This window comes from Bacteroides sp. 224, from assembly GCF_010500995.1.
Lineage (GTDB): Bacteria > Bacteroidota > Bacteroidia > Bacteroidales > Bacteroidaceae > Bacteroides.
In genome coordinates this window covers 39,902-58,315 of the sequence record NZ_QVMK01000022.1, presented here as the reverse complement: position 1 = coordinate 58,315, position 18,414 = coordinate 39,902, and the positions used below count along the sequence as shown (strand labels likewise).

The following is an 18,414-nucleotide window of genomic DNA, read 5'->3' as shown; positions in this document are numbered from 1 at the left end:
TGACGATTTACAATTAAACGATTAAAAAGTCGTCGTCCATACAATTGTAAATCCAAACTAATAAATTACAGATATAATTATGAATCCGGATAAAATAAGAGGCATACTTAATAGCATATTTCTACTTGGAACTTTGGTTTCTATCATCGTTTACTTTGCGGTAGACGACAAGAAGATATTCCTCTACGTATGCGGAGCTACACTTTTTTTTAAAATGATGGAGTTCTTTATTCGTTTCACAAACCGATAACAAGCTCTAATCGTCTCATTGTAAATCGTCTAATCGTAAATAAAAGATATGATAACAAAAGAAGAAATAATCAAACCTGAGAATCTGGTACAAAAGAAACCAACTCTCATGAATGATACCCCCATGCACTATTGCCCGGGATGTAGCCACGGTGTAGTACACAAGTTGGTAGCGGAAGTAATAGAAGAAATGGGATTAGAAGACAAGTCTGTAGGTGTATCGCCGGTAGGTTGTGCTGTATTCATCTACAATTATATAGACATTGATTGGGAAGAAGCTGCTCACGGACGTGCTCCTGCCGTAGCTACTGCTATTAAAAGACTTTGGCCGGACAGACTGGTATTTACTTACCAGGGAGATGGCGACTTGGCTTGTATCGGTACCGCCGAAACCATTCACGCTTTAAACCGCGGTGAAAACATTACTATCATCTTTATTAACAATGCCATTTATGGTATGACCGGTGGGCAAATGGCTCCTACCACGCTCATGGGCATGAAGACTTCTACTTGCCCTTATGGACGTGATGTAAAACTTCATGGACACCCACTGAAGATGACTGAAATCGCAGCCCAGTTGGAGGGAACAGCTTATGTTACCCGTCAGTCTGTGCAATCTGTTCCGGCTATTCGCAAAGCTAAAAAGGCAATCCGCAAAGCATTCGAAAACTCAATGAACGGCAAAGGATCGAATCTGGTAGAGATTGTATCTACTTGTAGCTCCGGTTGGAAAATGACTCCTGAAGCTTCTAACGAGTGGATGAAAGAAAACATGTTCCCTTACTATCCATTAGGTGATTTAAAAGATAAAGAATAAGATATGAAAGAAGAAATAATTATAGCAGGCTTTGGCGGACAAGGTGTTCTGTCTATGGGAAAAATTCTTGCGTATTCCGGCCTAATGGAAGGAAAAGAAGTAAGTTGGATGCCCGCTTACGGTCCGGAGCAACGTGGAGGTACTGCCAATGTAACAGTAATTGTTAGCGATGAAAGAATCTCCTCACCCATCCTTAGTAAATATGATGCGGCTATTATTCTGAACCAACCCTCACTGGAAAAGTTCGAAAGCAGAGTGAAACCCGGTGGCATTCTTATTTATGATGGTTATGGTATTATTGATCCTCCAACCCGCACCGACATTCAAGTTTATCGAATCGATGCAATGGATGCAGCCAATGAAATGAAAAATGCAAAAGCATTTAATATGATTGTGCTCGGCGGATTACTAAAATTACTTCCGATGGTATCTATCGACAGCGTACTGAAAGGCTTAAAGAAGACATTACCGGAACGCCACCATCACCTGATTCCGATGAATGAAGCTGCTATTCAAAAAGGAATGGAGCTGGTGAGTAAAATATAGTAGTTAGTAGCTAGTAGTTAGTAGTTAGGTTTTGTAGCATCAATTCTATTTACTAGCTACTGACTACTAGCTACTATCTACTAAATTCCCTTTCATTTCTTATCTTTTAACTCTCATCAACCAACTCTCCTCGCTCAACACTTCAAACAGTTTATTTTTTATCGTATATTTGCCGCAATTATGACAAAGAAACGATTTATATATATACTAATCCTGCTTCTATCCTGTCAGTTCCCGTTGCTGGCGCAAGTATACAACCCAACTGACCCGATGGATCCGATGTACGATCCTAACGATCCGATGAATGCGTATAGGAATCCACAGGCTCCTAATGACAGTTTGGAAATAGTAAGCCTTCCTCCTCAGATTTATATGTGGAAAATAAGCGAAACACTGGGAAACATTATTCCGGTAGATGTAGACACAGTTCACATACAATTCCAAAACTCCAACCTGACGGAAGGCATGAGTGGGCATTACAACTACCTGGGAAACTTAGGCGCACCACGCCTCTCCAGAATATTCTTTGATAGAAAGCCATTCTCATCTTCTATGTTTTTGGCTCCGCTTGATGAATTTGCAACCGAACCTCACGATTTCCTTTTCACAAACAGCAATATCCCATACGCTAATATTTCCTACTACAAAACATTCGATAAGCAGTATGGAGAGGAAAGATTGAAAACATATTTCTCTGTCAACGTTAACAAAGAATTAGCCTTTGGCTTTAACTTCGATTATTTGTACGGACGCGGTTATTATCAGAATCAATCTACTTCTTACCTGAAAGGGGGAATATTCGGAAGTTATATAGCCGATAAATATCGCGCTCATATTATATATAATATGTATAATATGAAGATGAAAGAAAACGGAGGTATTACGGACGACAGATACATAACCGATCCGGAAGTAATGGCCGGAGGAAGAAAAGAATACGAAGCTCAAAACATTCCTACAGTATTAAGTAATACATGGAACTACAACAAGAACTTCCATATCTATCTTACCCACCGTTACAACATGGGCTTTTACAGAGAAATACCCCGGGCAGAAAACGACACGATACCTCCGGCAGAAAATGATACGATAATAAAAGAAGAGTTCGTTCCTGTAACCAGTTTCATTCATACGGCTAAGGTAGAAAGATCGCGCCACCGTTTCATTTCAAACGATAACATCGAAAATTATTTCGATAATAACTACATGGACCCCGATGTAGCAAGTGCTAACGACTCAACCACCTATTTTGGTGTAAGGAACACATTCGGTATTGCTTTGTTGGAGGGCTTTAATAAATATGCAAAAGCAGGACTTACGGCATATCTCTCTCACAAAATCAGCAAGTACACCTTAATGACCGATGATGCCACACGCACCCAAAGCTATAACGAAAACGAATTATACGTGGGTGGAGAATTACTAAAACGACAAGGACAGACGCTTCATTATAAAGCCATTGGCGAAATAGGTGTGGCAGGTAAAGCCACCGGTCAGTTTAAAGTAGATGGAGATTTTGATTTGAACTTCAAACTTTGGAATGATACCGTTAGCTTTATTGCGCGTGCTTCTATCTCTAACACACTTCCTGCGTTTTATATGCGTCATTACCACTCCAAACATTTTCAGTGGCACCATGATGATATGGATAAAGAATTCCGCACGCGTCTGGAAGGAGAAATAAATATCGAACGCTGGAAAACAAACATTCGGGCGGGAGTCGAAAACATAAAGAACTATACTTATTTCAATGATAAGTCTCTTCCTTCACAATCGGGAGATAACATTCAGGTATTATCCGCACAACTAAAGCAAAACTTTAAGCTGGGTATTCTTCACTTAGACAATGAAGTTGTTTGGCAAAAAAGTAGCAATGAAGAAGTACTGCCTCTTCCTGACCTTTCTCTGTATCATAATTTATATATCGCCACCAAATTGGCTAAATATAAACCAACCGGAGAAAAAGTTTTAAGTCTTCAGTTGGGGGTTGATGTGCGCTACTTCACCAAATATGCAGCCCCTGCTTACTCGCCGGGTATTCAGCAGTTCAAGCTACAGGCCGAAGAAGGCAAAATTGATATAGGTGGCTATCCTATTGTTAACGTATATGCCAATTTAAACTTGAAACGTACCCGTTTCTTTGTTATGATGTATCATGTTAATAAAGGAATCAGCGAACCAAACTATTTCCTTGCTCCCCACTACCCTATTAATCAACGCATGCTTAAATTCGGACTCTCATGGAACTTTTATGATTGATACATACTATGTCTCTCACAAAAAACAAAATACTTAAATATGTTGTTATTGGGGTAATTGCTGTCTTAATAGCCTCTTTATTATCAAAAAATAAAAAAGAAGAAAAAGTAAATATTCTAAGAGATTACAGCGAGATCCTTGAAGACGGGCTACTTAAAGCCGTAACCGAATACAATTCAATAAGCTACTTTGTAAATGGAGATACGATTTCCGGTTTTCATTATGAATTAATACAAGCTTTTGCCAAAGCAAAGGGACTCAAAGTAGAAATTGTTCCTGAAATGAGTTTTAACAAACGAATGGAAGGTCTTGCAGATGGCAAATATGATATCATAGCCTACGGAATACCTATAAATGCAAAACTTATAGATTCGATATGCTTTACCATCCCAATTACACGAGCCAAACAAATACTCGTGCAACGAAAAGCAGAAATTGATAGCGCCAAATATATACGAAGCCAAATTCAGTTGGCACAAAAAACACTCCATGTAGAAAAAGGTTCGCCAGCCATATTGCGCATTCATAATATGAGCAACGAAATAGCAGATACCATCTACATTCAGGAGGTTGATAAATACGCACAGGAACAATTAATGGCAATGGTTGCTCACGGAGATATTGACTATGCCGTAGCCGACGAAGATATTGCCCGTACTGCCATAGACTCATTTCCGCAATTGGATATCAATACCGGCATTAGCTTTACGCAGTTCTATGCATGGGGAATCAAAAAACAATCTCCAGCTTTGTGCGATAGCATCAATGCCTGGCTTACAGAATATATGCAAACAAAAGCCTTTAAAAAAACTTATTCCAAGTACTTTTGAAAGCACACTAAATTTTATTATTTAAAGCACAAAAATCATGAGCGAAAAAGTTATCAAATGGGGGTTTATTGGTTGCGGTGATGTAACCGTACAAAAAAGTGGACCTGCATTTCAAAAGATAGAACACTCGGAGGTAGTAGCCGTAATGAGTAGAGACGGCGCTAAAGCCAAAGCATACGCCGAAAAAATGGGCATACCCAAATGGTATGACGACGCGTTGGACTTGGTAGATGATCCCGAAGTAAATGCGGTATACATTGCCACTCCTCCCTCCTCTCATGCCACTTACGCCATTATGGCTATGAAAGCAGGGAAAGATGTATATGTAGAAAAGCCAATGGCTGTAACATACGAAGAATGTACCCGTATTAATCGAATTGCGACAGAAACCGGTGCAAGATGCTTTGTGGCTTATTATCGAAGATATCTTCCTTATTTCCAAAAAGTAAAGGAACTGGCCACTGATGGTACCATCGGCAATGTTATTAATGTACAAATCCGCTTTGCCCAACCTCCCCGCGAGCTTGATTATAACCGAGATAACCTTCCGTGGCGTGTACAAGCAGACATCGCAGGAGGAGGATACTTCTATGACCTTGCCCCCCACCAGATAGATTTGCTGCAAGACATGTTCGGATACGTATTGGAAGCAAGCGGATACAAATCCAACCAAGGAAAGTTATATGAAGTGGAAGACACGTTAAGCGCATGCTTCCAATTCGACAATGGGCTGGTAGGCTCCGGTTCTTGGTGCTTCGTAGCCCATGATTCTGCTAAGGAAGACCGCATTCAGATCATCGGCGATAAAGGCTCCATCAGTTTCTCCGTATTTACGTATGATCCGATTATTCTTCATACTGAAAAAGGAAGAGAAGAAATTGTAATTGCCAACCCCGAGCATGTACAGCAACCGCTTATTCAGGCCGTTGTAGATCATCTTCTCGGCAAATCCATCTGTACCTGTGATGGCGAAAGTGCCACCACTACCAATTGGGTAATGGATAAAATCTTAGGGAAAATCTAAGAAAAAAAATCCCCGGTTGCCGTTAAGCTTCCAGGGATTTTTACACACACATAAAAAAAATATATTGCAATGGAAACAGTTTCGTTTAAAAGCGAATACCTAAGGTAAGCATTAGCTGGTGCCTGTTGTTTTTAACTTTGGTGGCGGCTAATTGGTTTTGATTAATAGGATTCAAGAAGTTTCTATCATCCACACCCAAACGATCATTATCATGGAATGCATAAAAATCTTCATTATAATGATTATATTTATAAGCCATGTCCATATAAAAATTCTCACCTCGATAACCAAAGCCAAAAGTATAGTTACTTATGCTGTTTACATTAGCATAGTCAGTATCGGTATGGATAGAATTCTGTGGAAGAGATTTCCAAGCCTTTTTATCAAAAGCAGTTGTAGAATAATTATACCCGGCACGTAAAGCAAACTGTGGAACGAGTTTGTACTCTGCTCCCAAACGGAAAGTATGTACAGCCTTTGCCATGGCTTTAGTAGCATCTACTTCATAATCCATTTTATATCCATCTGCGTCTTTATACTTCATTGTCGAGTAATCTTCATACTCATATTCAGCTCCTAAAGCAAGACCTTTACCTATTGTATAACCAAGACTTGCATTAATAACCCAAGGAGTATTCAGTTTGAAGTCATATTTCATATCAGCTCCCAAATCATCATAAGAGTTAAGGAATCCTTCTTCATAGCTATCAAAGTCCCCTTCTTTATAAGGACTAACTTCTTCGATAAGTCCTTCATTATCAAGTTTTGCATACATATTTGAAGCTATTTGAGCACTGGTTGTATAGGTAAGCTTATAAAAGGTAGGTGTATGTACAGCAAATCCTATACGCAAAGGCGATGTTTCAAACGGGCGAACAATCATTCCTAATTTTACATCAAATCCCGAACCATCAATTCTATTCCAGCTATTTAGGTCATAGCCTGTTTTTGGAGTATATATCTCCTCATACCAGGAATGCTTTTTATAATCTACATCGTATGCACCAATTGTGAATCCTAAATAAAAACGATCATTAAAGTTAAATGAAAGATTGAAGTCGTATTTATCTATTCCTCCGGATTCTTTGGAATCAAAAACCATAGCACCTAATTCATTCTGTGGAAGAGGGGATGCATATTCATATTCATCATCATTATTCAGGAAACCACCATTAAGCATAAAACCTTCCCATCCAAGAATAGACAGCCATCCTAAAGAAGAATTTTCGAAAGAATAAGACTCTCCTAATTTATCCGGAGAAGCTCCATACGCCTGATTAGCTATTTGCCAAGTTTGCGATAGCCCTGCCATATTCATTACACCATTCATCGACATGTTCTTATAAAATGACTTTGAACGCTGATAATTAAACCCAAAATTCACATATCGTAATGAAGTGTAATCGCCAATAGGAGAAGAAAACACAAAACCTATATTATCAAAAGAGAAGCGATTCTTTTCATTCTCGGATGAAGTGCCCTGATATTTGCTATTCACACTATTAATACCGTAACTCATTGTCATAGCCACATCATTACTTCTATAAATACCGATACCCGCCGGATTTACTCCCATAGTAGAAATATCGCCACCCAAAGCACCCATGGCACCTCCCATGCCTACAAAACGGGCTGTTCCGGTTAAATCTCTACTTGCTATCTTAGTGGCATCATACATAGTTTGCGCATACATACCTATAGAGATTAGTGTGGCAAACGCAGTTAGAGTTATTATCTTCTTCATAAACTTTGCAATTTAAAATTCTAAATTTAACAACAAATAAACATACTGTTTAGTTCTATCGACGACCGCTTCGGCTACTTCCACCACCTCCGCTGGAACTGGAGCGGCTGCTACCTCCACCAGAGCTGTAAGAACTACCAGAAGAAGATCGGCTGCTACTGCTACCTGATGAATAAGAAGAACTGTTAGAGCCGGAATAGCTACTGCTACTGCTCGGTGTATAGCTACTGGATCTGGATGAGCCCGAACTGCTGCTACTGCTTGGAGTATATGAACGTGATGAAGAAGAGCGACTGCTTCCTGTTGAATAACTTCTGGAAGAAGAACTTCTACTGCTTCCCGTTGAATAACTCTGCGAGTTAGAAGAAGACGAACGGCTACTTCCTACAGAAGATGATCTATTTGAACTTCCGGTAGCCGGACGAGTATATGTTCCTGTACTCTCAGTTCTACTTGCTCCTGTACTTGGGCGTGTTACTGTAGAATTAGAAGAACGAGTTCCTACTACTCTTGAAGTACTTCTCTGCCCATCTCTGCTCACGCTCGAACGGTTAGAATTTACAGAAGTTCCGCTTGAACGTGTAGAAGATGTTCTACCAGTTGTAACATTTCTTGCCGAAGAGCTTCTTGTAGAAGAGGAACGGACGTCCGATCTTCTTCCTGAATTTGCTCTATTAGCACTATAGTTGCGAACAGATCGTCTATTCGTATATGCCGTTGGTCTATGATATCCCCAAGAGCCGCCTCCGCCACCGGGATACCCCCAATAGTCGTTGTAACCCCAATGATGGTGATGATGTCCCCAGTGGTGTCCCCAATAGCCACCCCAGTAACCTCCGCCCCAACCGGCGTACCAGCCTCCACCATACCACGGGCTATGCCAGCTGTTCCAGCCCCAACCCCATGAGTTCATATTCCAATCCCACCATAATGGGTTGTTGAAACGTGGGAAAGCATACGCATAAATACCGTCGGAATATACATTCCATCTCCAGGCATCGGCTCCATAAACAATATCCCAATAGTATGGGCTACTTATATGAACTGCATAACGCGGATTATTGAAACGAATAATTCTTTTTGCATATTCGTAATCTTCCTGAGAACCTTCAAAACCATCTACCCACTCTCCATTTACAAAGTTGTTTCCTCTTTGCATAATGGTTATGGTATCACGATCAAATGTAATATCGTTTTGAATATCATCGTATCTGCGATTATATTCATCTACATCTCTGATATTGGTTTTATTTCCTTTTCTATCCTCAACTACAATTGTGGGGAAATCATTATTACGAGAGTAAACAGTTATCGTTTCTGTATTGCTTCTCTTAACAGGTGCTACCTCTCTCTGTGCAGGAGTAACCTTTTCCTGTTTCTTTTCCTTTTTATCTTTGGAAGGGGTGTAATAAAGATCATCATCGTAATTCTGAGCCGTTACCAAGTATGGAAGACCCATGACCAACATTAATAAGAAAAATATTTTTTTCATGGCTATATTGGGTTTAGTGGTTTTTATTATTCACTTTTTCACAATACAAAGATAATAAAGGATATTAGCTCAAAAGGAAGATTTTCCCCAAATGATGTTAGGGATTTCCCTATTAAAATAGCCGCTTTTAGATATATTGATTCACTTATACAACTTTATCATTACATTTCAGAGAGATCAACAATACCCTGATAAATTGTTAATTACCGAGCTTTTTTCATAAAAAAGAACTTTTTTCATTTAAATCCGGGCAATTGCATGGAATTATCAAAAAGAATAACTTCCTTTGCAAAAGCAATCAGAAGTTTACATTGCTCTAAAATTCTTTCATGTATCTACTCCTGTGTGATTATCACCTGAGAATTTCCATCTCTGATTTTACGAACTTCTTAAACTTTTTGCTTATTTATTAATTATTTATTTTTTTGTATTTATGAACATTTACATTGGAAACCTTAACTACAGAGTTAGGGAATCAGATTTAAGAGAAGTAATGGAAGATTACGGAATGGTAGATTCTGTGAAGTTAATCATGGATCGTGCAACAAACAGATCAAAAGGTTTTGCTTTTGTTGAAATGCCGAATGATGACGAAGCTAATAGAGCTATTAAGGAATTGAACGGTGCTGAGTACTCAGGTCGTCCGATGGTAGTGAAGGAATCTCTTCCTAGAAACTAAAAAAATCTTATTCAAAAGATAAGAGAAGCCGGCCAATAGGTCGGCTTTTTTTATGGAGTTTGCCTGTTATTCATCTATATCTCGTACATCTGCTTCCCCATCCATAGGTTTATTCCATTCTTCTTGCCTTCTTTTTTCTTCCGCTTCATTCTTCTTAGTAGTTAGCTTGTAAGAAAAATAGTGGAGCCTAAGAATAAATCGTTTTCTTTCTTTCACTGCCTGAGCAGTTAACTCATTTTTGCGGGAATCTCGGAAATAATATTCTTTAATAATTGAAGGCATAGCAGGTGTTTCTTCTCTGCAATCCACTTTCAATGAATCTTTTAAGCCATCAAGTGCTTTCAATAAATCTTCTTGGGTAGCAAACGTTTGTGCCATTATTCCGCCATAGAGTTTGTTTTGATGAAACTGATAAACACAAAGATCATATTCCTGAGCATCAAGCTGTAATGGGCTGACAAAAATATGCAGTTCAATCTCTCCACCTCTTTTATCTTTAATGTTATTTTTTACCCAGGAAGTTTCACATATTTTCTTTTGTTTAGTTCCAAACTTAAAACCGCCAAAGCCATCTATCGACTGAGCAAAAAGCGTAAAAGGTAAAAACAAAGAAATCAATAAAATAAAGGTTCTCATATTATATAAGTAGTTTTAGGTGCTCTAAGTGCACAAACTTACATAAAAAGAATGATTTATAAACGAGTTGAATAAAAAAAATAATTAATGAACACAGAGCCACAAAGATACAGAGTTTATATTCTTTCTTTGTGCCTTTTGTGGCTCTGTGTTCATTCTATTTATACGAGGAAATATAGAAAATAAAAACAACTTTTTTTGTTAACCTCTACAGTATTCCTCATCTTTGAGTTGTTATACTCAAAAATAAGTTATCATGAAAAAGCCTTTGTTCGTATCTTTTGTATTTGCGGGACTTTTATTCCTAATTTCCTGTACACCCAACAAACAACCTAAAACAGAAATAAACTATACCCAATATGTAAACCCATTCATCGGAACCGATTATACCGGAAACACCTACCCCGGGGCACAAGCTCCTTTTGGAATGGTGCAGCTCAGTCCGGATAATGGCTTGCCCGGTTGGGATCGCATTGCCGGCTACTTCTACCCGGATAGCACCATTGCCGGATTCAGTCACACCCACCTTTCCGGAACGGGTGCAGGAGATTTATATGATATTTCGTTCATGCCTGTTACCTTGCCCTATAAAGAGGCAAAAGCTCCTTTGGGTATTCACTCCAAATTTTCTCACGACGATGAAAAAGCCTCGGCCGGATATTACCAAGTCAGGTTAACCGATTATAATATTAATGTAGAACTTACTGCTACCGAGCGTTGTGGTATTCAACGATACACTTTCCCCAAAGCAGAAGCTGCAATTTTCCTGAATCTTAAAAAGGCGATGAACTGGGATTTTACGCAAGATTCATACATGGAAGTATTAGACTCTGTAACCATTCGCGGTTATCGTTTCTCTGACGGATGGGCACGAAACCAACGTATTTTCTTCCATACCCGCTTTTCCAAACCCTTTGCTAAAGTGACACAAGACACTACCAGCATTACACAAAAAGGAAAAAAACCGGGAACCGGCTACATCGTACGTTTTGATTTTTCCACCGAAGAGAATGAACAAATACTCGTAAACACGGGTATATCCGGCGTAAGCATGGAAGGAGCGGCCAGAAATCTGAATGCCGAAGTTCCCGAAAACGATTTCGATAAATACCTGGCTTCTACCCAATCTCATTGGAATAAAGAACTGGGAAAAATAGAGATCGAAACAACCGATCAGGATAGCAAAGTAAACTTTTACACTGCGCTCTACCACTCGATGCTTGCCCCAACCATTTACAATGATGTAGACGGCTCTTATTATGGACCGGATAAAAAGATACATCAGGCAAACAATTGGACCAATTACAGCACCTTCTCTTTATGGGATACTTATCGCGCCTCGCATCCTTTATTTACTTATACCGTGCCCGAAAGAGTGAATGACATGGTGGAATCTTTCATCGCTTTTTATGAGCAAAACGGGCGTTTGCCTGTATGGAACTTCTATGCAAGCGAAACAGATATGATGATTGGGTATCATTCCGTTCCTGTAATCGTTGATGCTTACCTGAAAGGAATTGGAAACTTCGACCCGGAGAAAGCTTTAGCTGCCTGTGTAGCTACTGCCAACATTGATAACTATCGGGAAATTGGCGAATACAAAAAACTGGGATATGTGCCTTCCAACCTCAATGATTCTTATAATACAGAAAACTGGTCATTATCTAAAACATTAGAATATGCTTATGATGATTATTGCATTGCAAGAATGGCGGAGCAAATGGGTAAAGAAGATATTGCAGAGGAATTTTATCGGAGAGCTCAAAACTATCGGAATGTATATAATCCTGTTACCACATTTATGCAGCCGCGCGATGAAAAAGGAGTCTTTATTCCTAACTTCAACCCCGACGATTACACGCATTACATTACCGAAAGTAACGGATGGCAGTATTTCTGGTCGGTTCAACATGATATAGACGGCCTTATTTCATTAGCAGGAGGCACCGAACCCTTTACCCAAAAGTTAGACAGCATGTTTACTTACGACCCGACAGATCAAAGTGAACTCCCTATTTTCAGCACAGGTATGATTGGACAATATGCGCACGGAAACGAACCCAGTCATCATGTTATATACCTCTTTAATGCCATAAACCAACCTTGGAAAACACAAAAATATGCAGCCAAAGTAATGCATGAGTTATACCTGAACACCCCAGCCGGGCTTTGTGGAAACGAAGATTGCGGCCAGATGTCTGCCTGGTATATTTTCAGTGCGATGGGATTTTATCCGGTGAACCCTGTGAGCGGAAAATATGAAATAGGTACACCGCTTTTCGCAAAAACCAACCTGCATTTGGCTAACGGCAAAATATTTACGGTGCTTGCATACGGAGTTTCCAAAAAAAACATGTATATTCAGTCCGTTAAACTAAATGGTGAACCTTATCATAAAAGTTACATTACCCATGAGCAAATTATGAATGGTTCTACCCTGGAGTTTGATATGGGAGAAGTTCCCGGCCCGGTATGGTATTGAGCAATGTTAAGAGAATCTGAATGAACAACGATTTTGATAGCACATATAAAGCCTTATTTCGAAGATACTACCCTAACCTGCTTTTCTACGCCACACGTTTGATTGGCGATGAAGAGGCAGAAGACGTTGTGCAAGATGTATTTGTTGAGTTATGGAAACGTAAAGACTCCATGGAAATAGGCGACCAAATACAAGCCTTTCTATATCGGGCGGTTTATACCCGCTCGCTCAATGTGCTGAAACACCGTGCCATTAAAGAGAAATACTCCAGTGCTATGGAAGAAATCAACCAAAAGCGTGCGGAGTTTTATCAACCACACGAAAGTAATGAAATTATAAAAAGAATAGAAGACAGAGAATTAAGACAGGAAATTTACAGCGCCATCAACGAATTACCCGATAAGTGTAAGGAAGTATTCAAGTTAAGCTATCTGCACGATATGAAAAATAAAGAGATAGCAGATGTATTGGGAGTATCGTTACGAACCGTTGAGGCTCATATATACAAAGCTCTTAAACTCTTGCGCAGTAAGTTAGGACACTTATGGCTCACTTTTCTTTTATTTTTTATATTTAAGAGCCTGTTTAAATTTTGCTCGTTCTTTTATTTTGTGCTATTTTTAGGGTGTTTGTTTTCTTTTTAAGGTGAGAATAGCGGGCTATTTGAACCGCAAAAAGAGAAGAAACAGACAAAAAGAGTACGAAAGAAAAAACGAAAGCATCCTATAATAATTATTCTGTGGAAAATTTAAACTGGCTCTAAGTAAGTGTTTCTGCAAATTGAGTTGTTTTAGATACAATGAAAGAAAAGACAATGAAAGAAATAGACGATAATATGCTGCGCAAATTCATCACCGGAGAGTGTTCCGAACAAGAATATGCAGAAATTAACCATTGGATAAATGAAAAAGAAGAAAATGCGCGAGCATTATTCGAAATGGAAGAAATTTATCAGTTAGGTAAATTCGATTCATACTTAGACACGAAACGAATGGACCGTGCCGAAAGAAGACTTTTCCAACAAATTGAAAAAGAAGAGGCAACTATCAAGAAGAAGCAAATACATATAAAAAGGTGGATGCAATACGCAGCCTCCATTGCTGCAATCATGGTTATAGTTAGCGGATTGGGGTATTGGTTTCATACCACCAATCCAGCAAATGACCTGATAGTGGAAACAAATACCGAGAATACAGCCAAAGAAATTATACTGCCCGACGGCAGCAAAGTTTGGATTAACAATGCTACCACTCTACGTTACCCACGCGCGTTTACCAATAAAGAGCGCCAGGTATATATGGAAGGAGAAGCCTACTTTGAAGTAGCTAAAAATGCAGAAAAGCCTTTCATTGTACACGGAGAAGCATTGACTGTAAAAGTATTGGGTACCATTTTTAATATGAAAAACGACCTGTTACAAAACGTGGCAGAAGCCAGCCTGATAGAAGGAGAAATCGAAGTCAGAGGAAATAACAGCGAAGGAATGATTACCCTTTCTCCCGGGCAAAGAGCCGAACTAAATAGAAATAACGGAAAACTAACCGTAAAACAGGTAGATACCAAATTGGATGCTGTGTGGAGAAACGAGCTGATACCTTTTGAACAAGCCAATATATTAAGCATTGCAAAAACACTGGAAAGATTCTATCAAGTGAAGATTACTCTCTCGCCGGATATACGTTTAGACATCACCTATTCGGGGGTATTGAAACGAAAAAGTGCCATAGAATCTGTACTAAAATCTCTGAAAAACTCCATACCTATTAACTACCGAATAGATGGAAACAATATATTTATCTCTCCAGAAAACGATTAGATAAATCGAATTCGACACTAAGTACAATTCAAGTCTTTATACCAAGTTTTGCTACGGCCGCAGCTAAGTTTTGTCACGGCCGTGGCAAGTTTTTGTTGCGGCCGCGGCAGATTCTCGTTACGGCCGTGGCAAAATCTTGTTACGGCCGTAGCAAAATCTGGCTAAAGCAATCAAAAATATACTGCAAGGAAAATTTGTTCAACGAAGATTGGGTAAAATCGGTTAGTTGATATTATCTTTATAAAACAATGAAATCCTATGAAAAGCAACACATTTATGGAAAATACTCCTGTTTTTTCTTCATACTGCCTATTTTTATTAAAAAAGTTGGAATCCGACTAAGTGTTTCCGAAAGGAGCATTGTTTTATTAGAAAAGGAAATTGTCGACGTTTCCTTTTAGGGATTTAATAAAAAGTATGAAAAACTCATTAAATTGAAAGTATGGAAAACAATCAATCTTGTCGAAGGCCGAATTTGTTTCGGACACTACTGATTTTTTTGTTTATCTTAGTTCCTTTCCACTTGTCAATGGCGCAGTTGACTTTATCAACTCCCCGTGCCAATTTAGGAACAGTTATTAAACAAATTCAAAACCAATCTAAGTATCAGTTCTTTTATAGTGATAAATTATCAGCTATCACTGTAGAGCCGATTAAAATGAAAGATGCTTCTTTGGAAGTAGTTTTAAACACATTACTGAAGGGAAAAAACATTTCTTACAAGGTGGAAGATAACATTGTTTATCTGTCGGAGGGAAAAGCTAACGAGAGCACCAAACTCATTAATCAGGAACGTAATGTGTCAGGAACTGTAAAAGACTCTCAGGGCGAACCCATCATCGGGGCAAGTGTGCAAGTAAAAGGCACTGAAAAAGGAACCATTACTAACTTAAATGGAGAATATAAATTAGCCGTTTCCGGCACTGGGCAGGTACTTGTCTTCTCTTACATCGGGTATAAAAAGCAAGAGATTACCATAGGCGCTCAAAGCGTTATTAATGTAACCCTGAAAGATGACACACAGCTTATCGATGAAGTGGTAGTAACTGCACTGGGTATTAAGCGCGCAGAAAAAGCACTTTCTTATAATGTGCAACAGGTGAAAACCGACGATATTACTACAAATAAAGATGTAAACTTTGTAAATTCTTTGAGTGGTAAAGTAGCCGGTGTAAATATCAATACTTCTTCATCGGGTGTGGGAGGTGTATCAAAAGTAGTAATGCGTGGTACAAAATCCATCATGCAAACCTCAAACGCTCTTTATGTAATCGATGGTATACCCATCTTCTTCGGACGTAATTCGGCAGGGAGTACAGAGTTCAATTCGCAAGGAGCTTCTGAACCTATCGCAGATATCAACCCGGAAGATATAGAATCAATGACAGTACTTACAGGGGCCGCAGCAGCAGCCTTATATGGTTCGGAAGCTGCCAATGGTGCCATTATTATTACTACTAAAAAAGGACAGGAAGGAAAACTTAGCCTCACTGTAACCAGTAATACAGAATTCACCAGCCCGTTTATAATGCCTCAATTTCAGAATCGCTACGGAACAGGCTCCGAGGGTGTATTAAGTCCTACAGGGGCATTAAGCTGGGGTTCTCGTCTCACAAGTGCCAACAACTACAACTACAATCCGAAAGACGATTATTTCCAAACAGGCGTTATTGCTACAGAAACAGTGTCATTAGCTACTGGTACAGAAAAGAATCAAACATACGCATCGGCAGCAGTTGTAAACTCTGTAGGTATTACACCTAATAATAAATACAACCGTTATAACTTCACCGTTCGAAACACCACTTCTTTCTTAAAAGACAAAATGATGTTGGATATGAGCGCAAGTTATATTGTACAAGACGATCGTAACATGACCAATCAAGGCTCATACAACAACCCATTGGTAGGTGCTTACCTATTCCCCCGAGGCAATGATTGGGAAGACATTCGCATGTACGAGCGTTATGATCCTGCACGTAAAATCAATACTCAGTACTGGCCGGTAGGCGACGAAGGTATGGCCATGCAAAATCCTTACTGGATAAATCACCGCAACATGCGTGTAAACAAAAAAGATCGTTACATGTTAGGAACAAGCCTAAGTTATCAAATTTTGGATTGGTTGAGTGCATCCGGCCGTGTGCGTGTAGACAATTCTAATAACGATTATACCGAAAAATTTTATGCATCCAGCAATACGCAAGTTACAGAATATTCTGAACGCGGTTTATATGGTATCACCAAAACTCAGGATAAACAACTATATGCCGATTTCCTTGTGAATATTAATAAAAACTTTGGAGAATTTTGGTCTTTACAAGCCAATATTGGTACTTCTTACTCCGATGTTCGCATGGATGCTTTGAAGGTACGTGGTCCGATTGCCGATGGTAGTAAAAACTTTGGCGACGATGAACCGGTAGGTTTAACCAATTTTTTTGCTGTTCAAAACCTAAGCACAAGCAAAACAAAGCCTATACAAGATGGTTGGAGAGAGCAAACACAGTCTATCTTTGCTTCGGCCGAACTTGGCTATAAAAACACTTATTACCTAACAGTAACCGGACGTAATGATTGGGCTTCTCAATTGGCTGGTCCTAATTCTGCTAATTCATCATTCTTCTATCCTTCTTTTGGTGGCTCTGTTATATTATCCGAATTGATGCCCGAGTTAAACAAAGATCTTTTATCTTTTATGAAAGTTCGCGGTTCATGGGCTTCTGTAGGTAGTCCCTTTGCCAGACATTTAGCCAATCCACGATATGAATGGAATGAAAGTACAAAACAATGGAGTATTACCACTCAATATCCTTTGTATAATCTGAAACCCGAACGTACGAATTCCTGGGAAATAGGTTTATCGCTGCGCTTCCTGAAAGATTTCAATCTGGATGTTACTTATTACAATGCCAAAACTAAGAACCAAACATTTGATCCACAGTTAGCTGTTAGTGGAAATTCAAGTATGTATGTTCAAACCGGAGCCGTACGAAATTCGGGAGTTGAATTGTCTTTAGGTTATAAAAACACTTGGAAAGGCTTTACATGGGATAGTGGCTTTACTTTCTCTACCAACAAAAACAAGATTCTGAAGTTAGCTAATAATGCTGTGAACCCGGTAACCGGCGAAACTTTCTCTTTAAATACGTTGAATGTAGGTGGTTTAGGAGAAACTCGTTTCTTGCTGAAAGAAGGTGGAACAATGGGTGACATTTACTCCTTTATAGACTTGAAACGAGATGACCAAGGAAATATCTTGGTAGATGCCAACGGACAACCTTCTACGCAGACTATTCAAAATGCAGATAACTACATTAAATTAGGTAGTGTGTTGCCTAAAGCCAACCTGGCATGGCGAAATAATTTCAGCTGGAACAATTTCAATGCGGGATTCCTTATTTCGGCTCGCTTAGGTGGAGTGGTATTCTCTCGTACACAAGCTATGCTCGATTACTACGGAGTATCAGAAGCATCGGCTAATGCACGCGAACAAGGTTACATTAGTATAAATGGTAATGACCAAATCAATCCTCAAACATGGTATAGTGTAATAGGTAGTGGAACTTCTGTTCCTCAATACTATACTTATTCGGCTACCAATGTTCGTTTACAAGAAGTTTCTTTTGGTTATACCTTCCCACGAAAAATGTTATATAACATTTGTGATGTAAAGCTTTCTCTGATTGGTCGCAACCTATGGATGATCTATAACAAAGCTCCTTTCGATCCGGAGAATATTGCTTCAACCGATAATTTCTATCAAGGAATTGACTACTTTATGATGCCTGCTTTACGCAATATTGGTTTCAGTTTGAGCGTTAAATTTTAATAATAGAA

13 protein-coding genes and 1 pseudogene are annotated in these 18,414 nt (G+C 39.1%); 11 read left to right on the top strand and 3 right to left on the bottom strand.

Features of this window, described 5'->3' with window-relative positions:
• Positions 1-79: 79 nt before the first annotated feature.
• The 6 genes from D0T60_RS18645 to D0T60_RS11395 all read left to right on the top strand — a co-directional run bounded on the left by D0T60_RS18645 (position 80) and on the right by D0T60_RS11395 (position 5,725).
• The gene (locus D0T60_RS18645; RefSeq protein WP_203558327.1) at positions 80-250 is read left to right on the top strand and encodes a hypothetical protein; all 171 of its coding nucleotides are present in this window, start codon (positions 80-82) and stop codon (positions 248-250) included.
• Between the two features lie 51 nt (positions 251-301).
• Positions 302-1,066 carry a thiamine pyrophosphate-dependent enzyme gene (locus D0T60_RS11415; RefSeq protein ID WP_163218313.1) on the top strand — a complete coding sequence of 255 codons (765 nt, stop codon included), beginning with the start codon at positions 302-304 and terminating at the stop codon, positions 1,064-1,066.
• Between the two features lie 3 nt (positions 1,067-1,069).
• Complete coding sequence (locus D0T60_RS11410; protein ID WP_163218287.1) at positions 1,070-1,612, top strand: 2-oxoacid:acceptor oxidoreductase family protein; 543 nt, start codon at positions 1,070-1,072, stop codon at positions 1,610-1,612.
• A 180-nt stretch (positions 1,613-1,792) separates the two neighbouring features.
• The gene (locus tag D0T60_RS11405) at positions 1,793-3,871 is read left to right on the top strand and encodes a putative porin (RefSeq protein ID WP_163218286.1); all 2,079 of its coding nucleotides are present in this window, start codon (positions 1,793-1,795) and stop codon (positions 3,869-3,871) included.
• A gap of 8 nt (positions 3,872-3,879) precedes the next feature.
• On the top strand, positions 3,880-4,701 hold the full coding sequence (locus D0T60_RS11400; protein ID WP_163218285.1) for a transporter substrate-binding domain-containing protein: 822 nt from the start codon (positions 3,880-3,882) through the stop codon (positions 4,699-4,701).
• Positions 4,702-4,738: 37 nt separating this feature from the next.
• A complete protein-coding gene (locus D0T60_RS11395; RefSeq protein WP_163218284.1) occupies positions 4,739-5,725 on the top strand; it encodes a Gfo/Idh/MocA family protein in 987 nt (328 codons plus the stop codon).
• Positions 5,726-5,810: 85 nt separating this feature from the next.
• Here D0T60_RS11395 and D0T60_RS11390 read toward each other — a convergent pair whose 3' ends face one another.
• Together D0T60_RS11390 and D0T60_RS11385 are read right to left on the bottom strand one after the other, a co-directional pair.
• The gene (locus tag D0T60_RS11390; RefSeq protein WP_163218283.1) at positions 5,811-7,469 is read right to left on the bottom strand and encodes an OmpP1/FadL family transporter; all 1,659 of its coding nucleotides are present in this window, start codon (positions 7,467-7,469) and stop codon (positions 5,811-5,813) included.
• 55 nt (positions 7,470-7,524) lie between these two features.
• Positions 7,525-8,961 (bottom strand): hypothetical protein, encoded by a 1,437-nt coding sequence (locus D0T60_RS11385; RefSeq protein WP_163218282.1) that lies wholly within the window; start codon positions 8,959-8,961, stop codon positions 7,525-7,527.
• Positions 8,962-9,394: 433 nt separating this feature from the next.
• Between D0T60_RS11385 and D0T60_RS11380 the strand changes: the two genes are divergently transcribed.
• Positions 9,395-9,640 carry an RNA-binding protein gene (locus D0T60_RS11380; RefSeq protein WP_163218281.1) on the top strand — a complete coding sequence of 82 codons (246 nt, stop codon included), beginning with the start codon at positions 9,395-9,397 and terminating at the stop codon, positions 9,638-9,640.
• 66 nt (positions 9,641-9,706) lie between these two features.
• Here D0T60_RS11380 and D0T60_RS11375 read toward each other — a convergent pair whose 3' ends face one another.
• Positions 9,707-10,258: a hypothetical protein gene (locus tag D0T60_RS11375; RefSeq protein WP_163218280.1), complete on the bottom strand. Its 552-nt coding sequence runs from the start codon at positions 10,256-10,258 to the stop codon at positions 9,707-9,709.
• A gap of 274 nt (positions 10,259-10,532) precedes the next feature.
• Between D0T60_RS11375 and D0T60_RS11370 the strand changes: the two genes are divergently transcribed.
• The 4 genes and pseudogenes from D0T60_RS11370 to D0T60_RS11355 all read left to right on the top strand — a co-directional run bounded on the left by D0T60_RS11370 (position 10,533) and on the right by D0T60_RS11355 (position 18,406).
• Positions 10,533-12,758, top strand: a complete 2,226-nt coding sequence (locus D0T60_RS11370) for a GH92 family glycosyl hydrolase (RefSeq protein WP_163218279.1) — start codon at positions 10,533-10,535, stop codon at positions 12,756-12,758.
• Between the two features lie 20 nt (positions 12,759-12,778).
• Positions 12,779-13,330: pseudogene (locus D0T60_RS11365) on the top strand (RNA polymerase sigma-70 factor); the annotation flags it as partial.
• Positions 13,331-13,557: 227 nt separating this feature from the next.
• Positions 13,558-14,574, top strand: coding sequence for a FecR family protein (locus tag D0T60_RS11360; protein WP_163218277.1), 1,017 nt, complete (start codon positions 13,558-13,560; stop codon positions 14,572-14,574).
• Positions 14,575-15,016: 442 nt separating this feature from the next.
• Positions 15,017-18,406 carry a TonB-dependent receptor gene (locus D0T60_RS11355; RefSeq protein ID WP_163218276.1) on the top strand — a complete coding sequence of 1,130 codons (3,390 nt, stop codon included), beginning with the start codon at positions 15,017-15,019 and terminating at the stop codon, positions 18,404-18,406.
• The last annotated feature ends 8 nt before the right edge of the window (positions 18,407-18,414 follow it).